Origin of the sequence: Tunturibacter psychrotolerans (assembly GCF_040359615.1) — a bacterium.
Lineage (GTDB): Bacteria > Acidobacteriota > Terriglobia > Terriglobales > Acidobacteriaceae > Edaphobacter > Edaphobacter psychrotolerans.
Window position 1 is genome coordinate 379448 of the sequence record NZ_CP132942.1, and the last position, 15648, is coordinate 395095.

Below are 15648 nucleotides of genomic sequence, written 5' to 3' on the forward strand. Positions count from 1 at the left end.
TCAAACTCCTCCGCAAGCAAATCTTGGCGCGGTTCCGATTGACCGCTTAGGTGAACCCTGGTGGGCCCAGCGACACCTTGATGTTCTTCAGGCAATCAAAGTACATCCAGATACGCCACTTTTACTCTTGGGTGACTCGATCACACAGAACTATGAGAAGTCGAGACCCCCTGACGAGAACTTTCAACCCACCTGGCAGACTTTTTACGCGGCACGCAACGCCATTAACCTCGGCTTCAGCGGAGATACAACCGCCAATCTACTCTGGCGCCTAAAAAATGGAGAACTCTGCGGTTTATCTCCTAAGGTAGTCGTCGTCCTGATCGGCACGAACAATACCGGCGTAGCGAACCAAAACGCCGTTCAGACCCAGGTTGGCATCGACGCAGTCGTTGCCGAAGTAGAACAGCATCTCCCTTCGACACACATCGTGCTGATAGGCTTGCTTCCGAGTGACGTTTCACCGCAAAAAACAGCTGTAGATCAAGAGGTCAATCGCTATCTCGCTCGCGTTTATTCAGAGAACCCACGTGTCACATATCTCGATATCAGTAGCATTTTCTTTGTGAATGGCAGGCTCAATTCCGCCATCTACTATGATCCGCGACTGCCCGGCCATCCCGGTGCACTGCATCCCGACACAAAGGGTCAGTACATGATGGCTGAGGCAATCGAGCCTACATTAGCGCGCTTATTGAGCGAGAAGCCACGCAGATCTCTCGAGTCGATGACAGATATCAATACGGCTCTGATCCCTGTCGAGCGTCTCGAACAGGACTCCTACGACTGGTACGCTCGGCACCACGCCGAACTGGCTACTGGAACGACGATGGATCCGCGCATCGTCCTCATCGGCGACTCGATCACCCATTTCTGGGCAGGTGCACCAGCCGCATCACACGTCAACGGCGGGCCCGCATGGCAGCATGCCTTCGGCGATAAACCTGTACTTAATCTCGGCTTTGGCTGGGACCGTACACAAAATGTTCTCTGGCGGCTTCGTCAGGGCGAGTTCGATGGACTTCATCCCGACTTCATCATCGTGAACATCGGTACCAACAATCTGACTGGAACTGCGAACGCACGCGCCAGTTCACCGGCTGAGGTCGTTGACGGCATCGAGGAAATCTGCCGCGAGTTGAAGGATCGTTCTCAGACCAGCTCGATTATTCTGATGTCCATCTTTCCACGCGGCTTCGCCCCAGACAATCCGCTACGTGAACCAATTCGTCGGGTCAATCAGCTTCTGGTCGAACATTTCGCAAACAAACCAGGCATCAAAGTCGTCGATCTCGGACCGAAGTTTCTCGCACCAGATCAGACCCTGCCCGGGTCGCTAATGCCGGACGGCGTGCACCCAAGCAATGCCGGTTACGAAATCTGGGCGGACGCGCTCCTGCAGGCATTTCGGTAAAACCAATAGGTCGTCAAGTGCATAGAACGCATAAGTTCAGAGAGTGAGATTCAGGGTTCTGAATCTCACATAATCTGGAGATCACGATGAATACAATCTCGCTCGCCGCCGCAACTCTATCGAAAGGTGCCCTTGAACGCCTTGATCTACAGGGGAGAACGATATGGCAAACAACGGTTTCATCGCGTTCATGTAGGGAGTAACCGGGGCCGGTTTGTTCACCAAGCTGCGACGCCCCGGCGCCACACAGAGTTCATTGACTCCCGGACGGTGGAGGAGTATCGAGAGCGGGAGCTCGAAGAGACCTTGATCAAATACCGCCTCCATATACTTCGCCAAGATAGCCGTCATTCCGAACACAGAAATACTGGATCCTGATCTGCCGATGTTCATAGTAAAGGATGCAGTCAGATCAAACAGTGAAGAGTTTCGATACGCCCCAAGCTTCAACCAAGTGACAGATGTCGTGCCGAGGTCGTTCGTCAGCTAGTCCGAGGTGGGGTCCTTCCATCCATAACGAAAAAGAGATTAGCTTCTGAAGCATCAATGTGAATGAGTACTCCCGTCTGATCCTCTCAGGCTTTGTTGTTCCGAAATCTTTTGTTTCCGCAGTTCAGATCGAAGGTTTGGAATTCCTTCGCGATGAAAATCAGCTTCTGTAAAGAAGAGGCGATACGTCAGGACTACGACAAAACAAAGAAGGCACCAACTCACCGCAAACCCGAGTGGGGCGTCCAGGAACAATGCTCAGGACCGCGCAAAAGAGACGGAGACGAAGGACACCGTCCACGAAGATAACGATAAGGTGCAGTACCGCGGAGACCTTTTCGTTTTTGAAATTTCTCCCGAAAACCTCACGTCTTTTTTGCTCTCCTACTCGATTACGCTGCCGACCGCCGCTCCAAAGCACTTTTCAGGAATTCTCCGAGATCGCGATTCAAGCGGTTGCGGTGCGTGAACATCAGGCCGTGCGATGCGCCGGGATAGGTGATCAGCCTGCCATCGAAGATCATCCGCTGAGCGCATGCCGCTGTTGCAGTAAGCGGCGCGAAGACATCGGCTTCACCATGGACGAGCAACGTCGGCATGGTGAAAGCACTCATGTCGGCGCGTACGCCCTCGAAAAAACTCGCACGATAGATCTCGAGCATGGATACAAGCGGATTACGCAGGCCAAAATTCATGATCCACGTGCGTGCGCCCTCGGTGACTGGATTCTCCGCGCCTTCAGGGTTGAAGAACAGATCGAGGCTGTCGAGGAAGGTCTGTGCACGGTCTTCGATCATGCCGCGTAGGAAGGGCTCGTAGGCTTGCTCGGGATCGAGGCCGTCGGGGTTGTCTTCGCTGCGGCAAGGAAACGGCGCCACCGTCGAGACGAGCGCAGCTCGCTTCACCTGCTCACTGCCGTATTGTTTTAGATATCTCGCTAGCACGCATCCGCCGAACGACAGCGTTACGGCCGAGAGGTTGGGCCGGTCAAGATGTCCGATGAGCGCGTCGAGATCACCGGCGAGCGTGCCGATGCTGTAATCCGTCGCAGAGACGTCGGAGCGGTCGAAGCCCCGCTGGTCATAGGTGATGCATTCAAAGCCCTTGGCGACGAGCGCGGGAACCTGAAAGTCCCAGACGCCGGAGCCGACGTTGCCGCCGTGGATAAAAAGGACGGGCTCGCCCGTGCCCCAGGTGGAATAGAAGAGGCGTGTGCCATCCTGTGCGTGAATGTAAGGCATGATTCTCCTTTCACGATGCATGTCTTTTACGTAGAGAACAAGCAATCCGACTATGCGTGGCTCTTCTTCCACAAAACAATCGCCTCCTCGGCGATCACGTCAGGCATTTCCTCGGGGAAGAAGAGATTTGCTTCTTCGAGGCGTCGGATACCGCGCGACCCGGGAAGATTCTTATCGAGCCAGTCGGCAGACTTTGGATCGAAGAACGAATCCTTCATGCCCCAGACGATGCGCGCAGGCCCGCGCCAGCGGCAGAGCGCATCGCGTGCCGACGGCAGAGGATTGGCGCGCAACGAGGAGGTGTACTGCTCGAGCTTGGCCTTGCTGTCGGGGTCGTCGACCAGCGGCCGCAGGTAGATGTCGATGGTCTCCTCCGTCAGCCGGTCCGGCCAGGTGTATGCGCCGCCGAGTCCCCTAGGCGAACGCGCGATCGCCTTATCGGCGACCTGCGGAGAAAGCGGTCAACGAGTGCATGTTTGTCGGCGAGGTCGATCAGCGGAACGAACGGAGGCGGCGGGCTGTCGGTATCGACATCGCAGTTGGTAATCAGAAGCGTGCGTACGCGCTCTGGGTAGTAAAGGACTATAGTCGTGACTTGGTAAAGAAAGCGATCATCGTCATTGACAGTACGAACCCGCTCCATGAGTCCCTTAATGGCCTCACGGCCTTCTCGCGGTGAACCGGTGTGGCTGCGGTAGCGCGGCGAAACTCTCGTCCGTCGTCCGTCAGCTCGTAGCGTGGGAGCTTTTTTTCGTTCGTCTCTTTTTCATTCAGCCGAATGAGCCCCTGCCGGACGAGAGTCTCGATGAGCCTGCGGAACCGGTTGACGCTGGCTTGGGAGTCGCGAGCTGTAGAATACAACGCTTTGCTAAAGGATTTGGACAGCCCTCCTCAGCGATTTGTTTCCTTCGCCTTGCAGTTCAATCGAAACCGGACCTAAAAGGCAAATAGGATACCTACTACCAACGAGGTGTCTTGATTTGAGAGCGATGTAAGTTTCCACGGCATCTGATCGGAGAACGTAGATAGTGGTCGATGGCTTTACTACTAATCGAGAATTTACGCCGCGATGCTGCTCTGCGCGTGTGACCGTTACGCGGGCTTGCCATGAACAAAATCTGCAGTATTACGGATCTCTTCGGCCAATTGAACAGCCGCTATCCAACCTTGTCGAGTCGCGACATGAAGAAGTTTTCTCTCTCCGATGGGTTGGGCTTAGAGTTTGGAATCATTGCAACCCTTTCCGCCCGTTCGTACCAATTTGGCAGATGATTAGATAAATGCAGATGATAATGCAATGGATTTGTCAGTCTAAGGGTCTCAATTAAGTAATTTGGCCAGTCTGCGAAGAGACTCACAACTGCCTGGAGCATATAGGCTCTCGATTTCACATCGAAGTATTCGAAATTCATCGGCGCTCCACTCTGATGTCTGGAAGTCATTTGGTGTGAGTCTGGTAAAATTTGCGCCCTCAGGTTCTCCGCTAAGGTAGACGGACGGCACATAACGTAGAGAAGTCTCGCCAACACCCCAAAAAAACTCTCACAACTGGATTTCCTGACCAATGAGCCCAGCACGTGACACAGTCTCAAAATTTTCTTGCCCGTTCGCTCGGATGGCGCGTAATTTGCGACTGATCGATTGCAGTATGCGCATTGCTGCAGGTCCTTTTCTGAACGAACGAAGGCCGAGTTGAGAAATCGAGACGCACTTCGAAATGGTTGTCCGCAGTGTGGACAGCTTTCTCGTGGGAAGCAATTGTGCCTTAAACAGCAGGTGTATATGGCGATAGACTACGGAAGCTGATGGTGACCATTCTCCCCAAGACAAGCTGGGCAATACTGGTTTACCCATGAGACCGTATGACCCGCCTTGGCATAGACGCCACGGCATAGGCGCGGCTCCCCCCAGTGATCGATAGACCGGTGTCCTGGACAGTCCATGAAGGCTAGAGGGAAGGCATTCGATTACCTGTTCTTTTTCGACTCCAATCGCCTCCGCGATGGAGTCTATGAACGGACTTGTGTACGCCATGCGATCCAACGCTGCAACAGGTTGGTCGTTCCCAAGCCATGCACAAAGGCTTCTAACGGACACGTTATTCCCGGCTGCAATCCTGAGAATCCAGGATGACAAAATCTCGTCGTTAAGACGGCGCGGGTGCCATGGTAAGAGATTTGACACCATCGTCACCCCTTATCTGGCTGGCCGCGTACAACGCTATTTCGTACTGGAAGGCCGATTTCGAGCTCAATCTACAACGTTATTCTGTACTGAGCTCAGAGCTATTGGATACCAGATGGAATTCTTCAGCGATACGGGAGACTGGCTTCACGGCAACTGGGTACGAAAGAAGCTGGATATTCGGTAACGTGCCGAAATAGACCGACCTGAATAACTTGACGCGGCCTGTTATTGCCAAATGACTGTAGACCAGGTAAATCATGGATGATCATCAGTAAACACGAGGCGACGGACCGGCACGAGTCCGTTGCCGGGAACTGTACCGAGACTTCGCGAGCGCCGAACGTGTATACCAAGGGTGATCTTGAAGCAAAGGCCTATGCCCTGACTGGCATCCGAAAGCTCTCGACACCTAGGTTCAACGAACTTTATGCGGCTCTTCCAAACGCCAACGATGAGTTGGCTACGATGGGGGGCTGTATCGTCTCGCACAAGACATTGCGCAACGTAGCTAAGCAGTTGGCTTTGTCCCCCGACCAAAAGAAGTGACTATATACGGACAGGTTCCCAGGAAACGGTGTTATTGGCAATGTAGAGACTGAAGTTGCGAAAACCGGACTTTGCGGGAACTAGATGGCTGGTGATCAGTCGACACAAAACGTGCGCTTTCTCATTACTGATCGAAGCGTGATTAGAGCTTCGGCTAGATCGAAAGATTGAACTTGGAGCCGTCCATGAGGTGGTCGCGAAACAAGGTCGGCGGTTGTTATCGTGCTGGCAGCTTATTTCACCACATTCTTTGGATCGAGAGGAATCACCATGTTCAAGTGGTTGGCGCCGTTGTCCCTTTTCCTCACGCTGATCACAATGGCGTCACAGGCTCAAAGCAACTACGCGACCTTGCGGGGAGAGGTCACCGATCCGCAGCATCTACCCGTGCCAGGAGCGAAGGTGCGCGTAACTTCCGACCTCACTGGTGCGGTACGCGATGTGACGACCGACAACGCGGGCCTCTATGTGGCGGGAGGTCTGCAGCCAGGCGGATATCAGGTAGAGATCGACAAGAACGGGTTTGCCACAACCAAGCAGTCACTGCAACTGGAAGTGGGGCAAAAGGCCACGCTCGATATCTCACTCTCTCTCGGGCCCGTGACACTGGCGGTCAATGTCGGTGTCAACGGCGAGCTACTTCGTACTGCCGACGCCACCGTCGGTGCAGTTGTCGATCGCGACTCCGTGCAACAGTTACCCTTGAATGGAAGGCAGCTTATCGATCTCGTCGCCACCGTGCCCGGAGCCCACGTGAGCATGGGCGCGCAGCAAGGTAACGTGAATCCTTTGTATTGGCGGCCTGGACAGTTTTCTCCGTGAGCATTGCGGGCGCTCGGCCCAATGCAAACTACTTCTTGCTGGATGGAGCGACCAATACCGATCCTACGTTCAACACACAGAACCTGAACCCGAATCCGGACATGGTTCAGGAGTTTCAGGTTCAGCTTGGAAGTTACTCAGCCGATATGGGCGGCGCAGGCGGAGGCCAGATCAACATCGCCACGCGCTCCGGAACGAACGCATTTCACGGCACAGCCTATGAGTTTTTGCGCAACGGAGCAATGGATGCTTTCTCCTTTGGCTCGATGGGCATGACCAAGCACCTGGTCCAGAACAACTTTGGCGGAGCCGTCGGCGGCCCGATCTATAAACACACGTTCTTCTTCGTGAACTACGACGGTTTGCGCAGGTCCGCGGCAGATCCATGACCGACACAGTCCCCACTGCAGAAGAGGCTTCGGGAGACTTCAGCGACAGTGGAGTGGACATCTATGACCCGAACTCGACGCATGCCAATCCTGCCTACAACCCTGCGCTTCCCATCAGTGCTTCAAACCCGCAGTCTTTGCGAAAGCAGTTTGAATACAACGGCAAGCTAAACGTGATTCCGCCCGGCGAGTTAAATTCGGCATCGTTGACCATGCTCCGCCAATACGTGCCTCAACCCAACCAGATGAGCGGCATGATGGGTATGAATATGAACGGGCAGCCCACAGTTGTAGGGGCTGGAAACGACTCCAACAACTACCTCGATCTACGCAAGGAGCTCCACTACACCGATCAGGGAGCGATTCGCGTCGATCACGACTTCAACAGGGGCAGCACAGCCTTTATCCGTTACAGCGCTCAGGGTGAACATGGATTCATCCCGGAGAACCTTCCCGGGTTCGGCTATTACCACGACAATCTCGCGCAGCAGGGAGTGCTTGGTCTCAGCACCGTCCTATCGTCGCGCATGTTGAACACCGCTACGCTGGCCATCTCGCGGCTTAGCATGAATCACACAACCGAGAGCGCGAACAAAAACGATATCGTCGATCAATTGGGAATTCAGGGTGTAGGATTTGGCGGCCCCGGGGCTTGGGGTGCTCCTTACTTCACGGTGCAGGAATACTCGCCCTTTGGCGACAGCTACTCGGCCACGCCGATGCATGCGTGGGACACGATCATCGAAGGGCGTGATTCGCTCACTTTCCAAACAGGTAAGCACACCTCAAATTCGGCGGCGTTTACCGGTGGTACATCTGGCCGATGTGGGGCTTCTTTCAGAACCGTGGCTACTACCAGTTCACCATCGGCTTCACCACACAAACCTTGACCAACGACGGCACCGGCTCCGCGCTGGCGAGCTTCCTGCTAGGCATGCCCGTAGTCAGGCAGCGGCAGGCCGGCGTTCCACAGATGAATCTGCGTCAGTGGTACGCCGATGGCTTCGCGCAGGACACTTGGAGAATCACCCCGTCGACGACCATCAATTATGGCGTTCGTTATGAGTACATGAGCGCGCTCTGGGGCGTGACCTATACCAACAGCAACCTCGATCTCAGCACGGGGGTGCCGCAACCATTCATTGGCGGACAGAATGGATACCCGCGGGGACTGATGTACCCCAACGGAAAGAACTTTGCACCGAGGTTCGGCCTCGCCCAGACCTTCGGTTCCCTTGGATTGGTCTTGCATGCGGCCTACGGCGTTTTCTTCACTCCCGTCGATAGCGTCACAACATTCCATACGTCTTCCCGGAGACGGCACAGAGCGACAACTACACCCCAACCGCCGCAATCGGGAACTATAACTTCGGACAACCAGTGCTCGGCAAAACGGTCGTCAGTTTCACGGCAATGAGCCCTCACCCCTCTCCGCAATACATCCAGCGATGGAGCACCTCACTCGAGAAGACTCTCGGCCAGAAAACAACAATTGAGATCGGCTACATTGGTTCCGGCGGATGGCATCTTCAACGCGCCCACCTGATCAACAATGCTCTGCCCGGCCCTGGTCTGATTCAGCCGCGGCGTCCCGTTAAATCCATGAGCTTTGTCCCTGGAACCGTTTTGCCTTCGAACATTCAGGTGTTGAACCCGGCAAGCCCACTCGTCACGCCGGTCAGCACCATTAACCTCCTCGAGAACAGCGCGCAAAACTGGTACGACGCGGGCTACGTCACATTCAGCCACAGATATGGACGCGGGCTATCGCTCGTCGCAAACTATACCTACGCGAAAAATCTTTCGAATGCACCAGACTTCAGGTCACCTATGTATGAATCTGCAATTTCACAGAACAACAACGATCTGGACGCTGAGAAGGGACCCGCCTGCGATATACGTCATCGCTTTGCGCTGACCGGCGTCTACGACATCCCTACATGGAAGGAATCACGGTTTGCAGAAGTCGCGACAGAGGGCTGGCGTTTGTCCCTGATCTATCAGATTCAGACCGGCTACCCGCTGACAATCTCTGTCTTCGGCGACACCGCCAATGCGGGAACGGCACTCGGCGAAAATCCGATCCGGGCAAACGATACCGGAAAACCAGTGTTCAGCCAGGGCACCCGCAACGCGAACGAGTGGTTCAATACAGCAGCGTTCGCCGCTCCTTCCGCCTATACCTTCGGCAACGTGGGTCGGAACTCAGTCTATGGGCCGGGTATGCAGAGCTTGGACTTCGCGCTGATGCGGACCTTTCCGATCACCGAGAAGACGAACTTCGAACTTCGCGGCGAAGTCTATGACGCTTTGAACAAAGTGACCTTGGATACGCCGAACCGGTTCGTGAATACTGCAGGCTTCAGAACGATCACGGATGCGATGGATCCAGCTCGCCAAATTCAATTGAGTGCTCGCATCTCGTTCTAAGCAGAGACACTCCGCAGTTGGCGCTGACCATAGCGATCCGGGGTGTAGACCGTCCACGTGAAATCGCGGCCGCGCCGCGACTAGTAACGTAAGTCGGTATTCTCTGAAAACGGGGTTTGCGGCAAGTTCACTCTCGGATGGCAGCCGGCAGCTCGAAATTGCGATAAGACGACTTTTTAGGCATGTCATTTTCGATTGCAGTCGAGTAAAACGGTCCTGGGTGCGAAAGTTCTCCTGCGTCCAGACCACTCTCTGCGAAAGAAATCAGGCGACGTCCCTGTGGACGCCACACCTATTGCTAATCCGGCCTTGCATGACAGAAGCTGGTTGCACACATCTTCGTCCCGAATCTGAGGTTGTGACTCCAGATATGCGAATTAAGTCGATTTGCCTGCTCTTTCTTTTTGACCTGTCCTCAAATCGGCGCACGCACAAGGCACCGTGCCATCCTTCGAGCACTCCGCCGGCCAGAGTTCCTACACTCTCGCAGGCCGCGACTCAGTTCAGGGAGGGATCACCACCATCCCTACCGTGCTCGTCCCATCGCGCTCTCCTTCGACGCGAAAAATTTAGCAGGAAAGCCTTTCGTCGTGGACGCAGCCTCTGACGTATCGCCTGTCCTCCGCTCCCCCATCTTCTCCAAGTTCGCTTTCGCAGCCGGCCAGCAAGGCAGCGAATCGGCTTATAAGCTCATCCTAATCAGACACGTAGACCGTCTGAGGAACAACAAAATCTCCCCAAACGGCCTACTATGTGTTTTCACCGCCATGTCCGCCGATGCGAAACCTCGCGCCCCGCCGGGATCGAGATGTCTATGAAACACCAGCGCCTAGAGGGGTTCTGCTGCGACTGCGGTGAGATTTAGTTCAATGGTCTGGGAGCCAAGACGCGGATGAGTTGCTGTTAGCCGAACTGTTCCTTCCTGTTCCTTAGCCCGTAACCAAACGGCGCCTGTTCCTCCGATCAACGCGAAGGGATTATCTCCGATCAAGCTTGCAGAACCTTCCAGTTTGAAGACGACAGGATCGTTTGCATAGGTTCGCATGGCTCCAAACTCGTCTGTTACTCGCATCACCACGCGTGTCGTGTCAGCGCCGTCAGCATGGAGCATTGTGTCGTCGGCTAGCAGAGCAAACTTCTGGTCGACGCCCAGTCCGGACAGGGTTTTAGACGCTACCTGCTTCCCCTGCAGGTAGCCATCGATCCTGAGATCCCCCCAACCATGCCGGTTAGTTCGCTTTACCTGACTGCGATCGAGGATAAAGGGTGGGTACTTCAGGTGATCAAACTCCCCTCGGTCGGGATCGAGTTCCGCGATCAGGTCCCATGAACTCGTTACCAGGCTGTCGGTACGCTCATAGAACTTCAGATGATCGCAGTTCGAGCAGACGACGGCCTTGGTGAAGTTGGTCGACTCATCACTATTGGCCCAATGGAAGGCTGGTTCGAGAACAATCTGCTCGGTGGGGTCGCACTGCGACTTATAAAAGCCCCCGGCAGGTTTGAGCTCTCGGAAGATGTCCGTCACGCCGTGGTAGCAGATGCGATCCCCTGCCCCGAAGTTCGCGTGTGTGTTGTAGTCAAATGCACACCATCCGATGCCGCCCGCGAACTGCGGGTCAGATGCGAGCTGGTTGTGGATTCGAGCGTGCCGCAACGTGTGTTCACGCTGGCGTTCGTCGTCGTCGGTCGACTTGGTGGGAAAAGTGTGTCCAACGAATTCGGTATTGAGGTACAGGGGATGATTCGGCTTTCTCAACGGGAAGCCGAAGTCGTTAATGGTGAACACATCCTCCAAAAGCTCCGACTCTTTGAAGTTACGAATGCCGCCCGTTTGCCGAGTCGTATCCAGTGCGTGGGAAAGCGCGTTGGTGCGAGTGTAGAAGCTGTGATCGTCTGGAGATTCATTGATTCGCACACCCCAGAGGATGATCGACGGATGGTTCCAGTCCCGCCGGACCATGCGCCCGACATTATCAATGGCGACGAGCTTCCACGGCTCGGGGCCGATGTGTTGCCAACCCGGAATCTCCTCGAGCACAAGCAGACCGATCTCGTCACAGCAATCCAAGAAATGCCGGGACTGCGGGTAGTGAGAGGTCCGAACGATGTTGCAGTGGAGAGTATGGCGAAGAATCTTTGCGTCCTGACGTTGTACGCGGGCGGGCATCGCCTGACCAACGAACGGAAAAGTCTGGTGGCGGTCAAGGCCGCGCAGCTTAATGATTTTGCCGTTCAAGGAGAACCCGTGATCAGTGAAGGTAGCGTCGCGGAAACCGATGCGACGGCTGTCCTCGTCCATGATCTTTCCCGCGTGCAGGAGACGTACCCGGACGGTGTAAAGGTTTGGCGTTGCTATATCCCAGAGCTTTACCCCGTCAATCTCTTTAAAAGATAGCGTCTGCTTCGCGGGGTCATCGACCGACTCCGTGCTCGAGTAGACCGGAGCGCTTGTGGTCGGGTCGGCCGCTGCATTCGGATCACTGCCCGTCGATACTTTGAAAGTCTTGCTTGTCTTTGCGAGAGTACGTTCTCCGTCGAGTAACTCTGCCTCAAGCACCAGATCACCGCGAGGAGACGTACCGGCGAGAAAGCAGTCCACATCGAGCGTGGGTTTAGCACTTAGCACGTTCTTCGGATGCGCGAAGATATTGTCCAGATAAAGGCTTGGCACTACGCGCAACGAGACTTCGCGGTAAATGCCACCGAAGGTCAGGTAATCAATTTCGTTGCCGAACGGTGGGATGTCGCTTCTTTCAGTAGAGTCTAACTGCACAACGAGGACGTTCTCGCCGTCTTTCCTCATGTGCGGGGTTAATTCAAAGGAAAACGGTGTAAAACCGCCTTTATATTCACCAAGTGTGATGCCGTTGATCCACACGATCGAGGCCGTCATGGCACCTTCGAAGTCCACGAAGATACGTTTACCTTGAGAACCAGGCGGTGTCTTGAAGCGGCGGCGATAGGTCGAGATGAACTCGTAGTCTTTGTCGTCGAAGCTGTGCCACGGAAGGCTTATGTTTGTGTGTGGGATAACCACTCGCTCGAAAGATGAGTCGTCAAACTCAGGGCTTTCGGCACCAGCGACTTGTGCAGGATGGTATCGCCAACTGCGGTTAATCGAAAAAATCGCTCGTCCGTATGTGGGAACTTCTTCGGCGAAGACGGAAATACCGGGTAGTGTCGACGCTGCCAGTAGGGTTCCTGCTGTGCGGAGGAAATCGCGTCTATCCATCAAATTAGGAAAATCAGCCATGCCAAATTCTACTTATAAATAGGGCTAGCTGGTGGCTGGAATGCCTTCATTTTTTTGAGTTTTACAGTTCCGCTAAAAGCTCAGGAAGAAGCAAAATCTACGTGAAAACGAGAAATGTTTTTTAGCCGATGAATTTGTGTGTCTTGCTGGCGTTTTCGCGAAAACGAGTGTTAGATCGTGGTGTTTTGATGGTCAATTTGTGGTGGAATGCGTGGTGAACGTGGTACTTAAGCAGCCGCGTTTCGAATGCACAAAAATGTGACACAAATTCTGGATTTATTTTGGGTATTCTCGTTTCGGAATTTCGTACGCAGTAAGCAATTTTAGAGCCACCATGTTCTGGTAGCTGCGACGGTCAATGCACTTTGATTGAAGTCCCGAAGCCGGTGTAGTCGGAAAACTAGCTCCTGCGGTCGGGATTGTCCGGTTTATCCGGTAGCTAGTGAGAGCAACCCTTGCAGATCAAGGGCGGAGCTTGACTCGGTGCCTCGAGGCAGGGACGGGGAAACCACAAGGGCTTGATTATGGCCTTCAAACCACACCAGGAACGAAGACTGTTCGGATTGGGGGAGTCGCTGCTGGTTGATCCACTGATAGTAGGCTGCCATGTCTGCATCGACGAGGGAGCCGACGGGATCGAACTCGGAACGGCTGCTGCTGTCTGACAGCAGTTCGTTCATTGGCCTCTGCCGTTGCCGTGGGGCAAAGCGTACGAGTAAGGTGTGCGCCTGCGCCCGTCGCAATACTTCGCGCGCCGTCCATTGGACAAAGGTCGTGCTGAATATCTGGGTGCCGGACCCCTCTGTGAGCAGCCTGACTTTAAACCGTTCCAGCACCTCGTCTCCTGATTTGCCGATTCCAAGGTCGGTCGGAGATAGACGTGCCATATGTGTGCGCAGTTCTTCCGGGCCCATTCCCGGCTTTTCAATCTCAGCCTGCATGTTCTTCAACAATGCGGCGCGTACGGGTTCCATCTGTTGATACGAAACAGAGCTGACCAACGAACTATGATTGGCTGCCTGCCCTCCATCGACGTACCAATGTCCATAGGGCAGCGGGTGAGCCTTTGCCCTGGCTTCGACTGCAGCCAGCAAGAGCTCCACTCCGTTTTCCGGCTTGATCTGCTTGAAATAGGTGCCGTGCTTGCGAAGGTTGAGAAAAAGAGGTTCGTCATACGAGACAACGCCCTGCCCCACGATCGCAATTCCCAGTCTGCGTATTGCGATCGGTTCAGACGGCGTCGTTTTTTGAATACGACTCCCGTAAGCTAAGGCTGCCTCCCTGTACGCATCGAGTTGATGGGTTGTCCAAAGGTAGGCTGAGAGCTGTTCGACAAATTGGGCCGGCTGGTTGACCCAATTGAGTTTTTCAAGCTTCGGTGAGAGCGAAAGTTGCGAGAATGCTTGAAACCAATCTTTCAGTTGCGTCGGCGTCAGAGAGCTGAGCGTGCCAAGCTCCTGATCGATTGCAGCGCGCTCCGCGGGGAACTTGAAGTCGTAGTCGATGACCTCTCGCAGCAAACTAGGCACGAAGCTAATGGGCAGCTGTTGCAATATGCTCAGGTGAGCTACAGCGAGCTTCCCTGCTTTGGGTGGATACGCGGCAAACTGTTCGGGTTTGAGGTCGCTTGGCAACATAACTACAACAATTCGTGAATCGGGACGCCTTGTGACAGCTTCGGCGAGAAGCCCATTATCGCGCCGAGGGTGGGGACGAGATCAATCGATTGCAATGGGCGATCATATACCATTCCCGGCCTAACGCCTGCGCCCAATGTCAACATCCAAGTGGTGCGTGACGCTGCGTCACCGGTGCGATGATGCTGAAATCCATTGCCGCCGGCGTCCTCATCAGCGTCACGTCCAAAGTCCGGGAGGATGAACATCGTCGTGTTCCCCGCGTATTCGGGTTCGGCTTGAACAACCTTCCATAGCTCTGCGCAGAGACGGTCCGTGCGTCGAATAGCGTCAACGTAGAGCGAGTAGGCGCCGGAGTGAGCGATGTCGATATCGTGCATCGTGATCCAGAGCAGATTGGGCGACTCCTGCTGCATCAGACGTTTTGCGACGTAGACAGAAAGCTCGTCCGGGCTCGAGACCGTTCGTGCATGTGCCATGAAATCATCGACGGAGAGCTTCAATATTCTTTCCATCTGCTGCAGTTCGAATTCGCCCCCTCCGATCTGCGGCGCGTAGAGCGGGGTTTCGTAGTTGTCATGCAGCAAGTGGTTGTAGTCCGTCGATCCGGACGTCGCCGCGCTCAGTAGATGTTTTGGCAAGATGACTTTGGCGCCCAGCCCGGGACCATAGGAGCGATAGTCGCTCTCACCGATCCGATTAAATCCGTTGCTGGGCGCGACCACCCACGCGCTGGAGGATGGGCGATTTAGATCCTTGCGAAAGTATTCGAACACGGTCGGATGTTCGGGTGGAACTGCCGAAAAGTTGTTGAGCGTTTCGTAGACGCCCGTCGCAAGACTTGCGGTCGCCACATAGTGACCGAGTATTCCCTGGTTCATCACCTGGGTGAAGAAGCTGGACTGCGGAGCTAGCTCCTGAAGCATGTGTGGAATATTTTGCTGTCCATCCGGGGCAAACGTCTCCTGATCGCGAGCGCCCCCTCCAAACGTGATGACGATGACTTTTCGCTTCTTCGCCGCGGCCTCTCCATACACAAACGGACTAGCGGTTGTGAGGGTACTTCCGAGTGCAAGGCCAGCCGTCGTGCGCAGAAATTCGCGTCTGGTGAGGCCCAGATGACAAGCCACTTCGTGTCGGGCCGGTATCGCGTTGCTGAATGATGAAGCCTTCAACTGAAATCCACCTAATGATCTTTCGGTCTCTATCGTTCGTTTACTTTCCAATCGTCGAAGCG

14 protein-coding genes are annotated in these 15648 nt (G+C 54.7%); 7 read left to right on the top strand and 7 right to left on the bottom strand.

The features are described from left to right. Nucleotides 1-127: 127 nt before the first annotated feature. Complete coding sequence (locus tag RBB77_RS01415) at nucleotides 128-1414, top strand: GDSL-type esterase/lipase family protein (RefSeq protein ID WP_353064400.1); 1287 nt, start codon at nucleotides 128-130, stop codon at nucleotides 1412-1414. 881 nt (nucleotides 1415-2295) lie between these two features. Here the strand turns inward: RBB77_RS01415 and RBB77_RS01420 are convergent. The 4 genes from RBB77_RS01420 to RBB77_RS01435 all read right to left on the bottom strand — a co-directional run bounded on the left by RBB77_RS01420 (nucleotide 2296) and on the right by RBB77_RS01435 (nucleotide 5331). Then, nucleotides 2296-3216 carry an alpha/beta fold hydrolase gene (locus RBB77_RS01420; protein ID WP_353064401.1) on the bottom strand — a complete coding sequence of 307 codons (921 nt, stop codon included), beginning with the start codon at nucleotides 3214-3216 and terminating at the stop codon, nucleotides 2296-2298. Continuing rightward, a complete protein-coding gene (locus RBB77_RS01425) occupies nucleotides 3195-3437 on the bottom strand; it encodes an alpha/beta fold hydrolase (protein ID WP_353064402.1) in 243 nt (80 codons plus the stop codon). The genes RBB77_RS01420 and RBB77_RS01425 overlap by 22 nt, the downstream gene beginning before the upstream one ends. Nucleotides 3438-3726: 289 nt before the next feature. Continuing rightward, nucleotides 3727-4005 (bottom strand): hypothetical protein, encoded by a 279-nt coding sequence (locus tag RBB77_RS01430; RefSeq protein ID WP_353064403.1) that lies wholly within the window; start codon nucleotides 4003-4005, stop codon nucleotides 3727-3729. 681 nt (nucleotides 4006-4686) lie between these two features. Next, nucleotides 4687-5331: a TniQ family protein gene (locus RBB77_RS01435; RefSeq protein WP_353064404.1), complete on the bottom strand. Its 645-nt coding sequence runs from the start codon at nucleotides 5329-5331 to the stop codon at nucleotides 4687-4689. Nucleotides 5332-5592: 261 nt separating this feature from the next. Here RBB77_RS01435 and RBB77_RS01440 point away from each other — a divergent pair, with 261 nt between their 5' ends. From RBB77_RS01440 to RBB77_RS01465, 6 genes are all read left to right on the top strand, one after another. Next, on the top strand, nucleotides 5593-5877 hold the full coding sequence (locus RBB77_RS01440) for a hypothetical protein (protein ID WP_353064405.1): 285 nt from the start codon (nucleotides 5593-5595) through the stop codon (nucleotides 5875-5877). Between the two features lie 270 nt (nucleotides 5878-6147). Then, complete coding sequence (locus RBB77_RS01445; RefSeq protein ID WP_353064406.1) at nucleotides 6148-6699, top strand: carboxypeptidase-like regulatory domain-containing protein; 552 nt, start codon at nucleotides 6148-6150, stop codon at nucleotides 6697-6699. After that, nucleotides 6696-7088, top strand: a complete 393-nt coding sequence (locus RBB77_RS01450; protein ID WP_353064407.1) for a hypothetical protein — start codon at nucleotides 6696-6698, stop codon at nucleotides 7086-7088. Before RBB77_RS01445 ends, RBB77_RS01450 begins: the two co-directional genes overlap by 4 nt. Further along, complete coding sequence (locus RBB77_RS01455) at nucleotides 7085-7978, top strand: hypothetical protein (protein ID WP_353064408.1); 894 nt, start codon at nucleotides 7085-7087, stop codon at nucleotides 7976-7978. Before RBB77_RS01450 ends, RBB77_RS01455 begins: the two co-directional genes overlap by 4 nt. Then, a complete protein-coding gene (locus RBB77_RS01460; RefSeq protein ID WP_353064409.1) occupies nucleotides 7912-8505 on the top strand; it encodes a hypothetical protein in 594 nt (197 codons plus the stop codon). Before RBB77_RS01455 ends, RBB77_RS01460 begins: the two co-directional genes overlap by 67 nt. Continuing rightward, nucleotides 8469-9518: a hypothetical protein gene (locus tag RBB77_RS01465; protein ID WP_353064410.1), complete on the top strand. Its 1050-nt coding sequence runs from the start codon at nucleotides 8469-8471 to the stop codon at nucleotides 9516-9518. The genes RBB77_RS01460 and RBB77_RS01465 overlap by 37 nt, the downstream gene beginning before the upstream one ends. 829 nt (nucleotides 9519-10347) lie before the next feature. Here RBB77_RS01465 and RBB77_RS01470 read toward each other — a convergent pair. From RBB77_RS01470 to RBB77_RS01480, 3 genes are all read right to left on the bottom strand, one after another. Continuing rightward, nucleotides 10348-12753, bottom strand: coding sequence for a glycoside hydrolase family 2 protein (locus RBB77_RS01470; RefSeq protein ID WP_353067711.1), 2406 nt, complete (start codon nucleotides 12751-12753; stop codon nucleotides 10348-10350). A gap of 449 nt (nucleotides 12754-13202) precedes the next feature. Continuing rightward, entirely contained in the window at nucleotides 13203-14411 is a 1209-nt protein-coding gene (locus RBB77_RS01475) for a hypothetical protein (protein WP_353064411.1), read from the bottom strand. Nucleotides 14412-14413: 2 nt separating this feature from the next. Next, nucleotides 14414-15586: a hypothetical protein gene (locus RBB77_RS01480; RefSeq protein WP_353064412.1), complete on the bottom strand. Its 1173-nt coding sequence runs from the start codon at nucleotides 15584-15586 to the stop codon at nucleotides 14414-14416. Nucleotides 15587-15648 lie beyond the last annotated feature (62 nt).

What these genes read in the sequence shown, in the direction of transcription:
- RBB77_RS01435 (WP_353064404.1), bottom strand. Translation starts at nt 5,331, where the DNA reads ATGGTGTCAAATCTCTTACCATGGCACCCGCGCCGTCTTAACGACGAG.
- RBB77_RS01440 (WP_353064405.1), top strand. Translation starts at nt 5,593, where the DNA reads ATGATCATCAGTAAACACGAGGCGACGGACCGGCACGAGTCCGTTGCC.
- RBB77_RS01445 (WP_353064406.1), top strand. Translation starts at nt 6,148, where the DNA reads ATGTTCAAGTGGTTGGCGCCGTTGTCCCTTTTCCTCACGCTGATCACA.
- RBB77_RS01455 (WP_353064408.1), top strand. Translation starts at nt 7,085, where the DNA reads ATGACCGACACAGTCCCCACTGCAGAAGAGGCTTCGGGAGACTTCAGC.
- RBB77_RS01460 (WP_353064409.1), top strand. Translation starts at nt 7,912, where the DNA reads ATGTGGGGCTTCTTTCAGAACCGTGGCTACTACCAGTTCACCATCGGC.
- RBB77_RS01470 (WP_353067711.1), bottom strand. Translation starts at nt 12,753, where the DNA reads ATGGATAGACGCGATTTCCTCCGCACAGCAGGAACCCTACTGGCAGCG.
- RBB77_RS01475 (WP_353064411.1), bottom strand. Translation starts at nt 14,411, where the DNA reads ATGTTGCCAAGCGACCTCAAACCCGAACAGTTTGCCGCGTATCCACCC.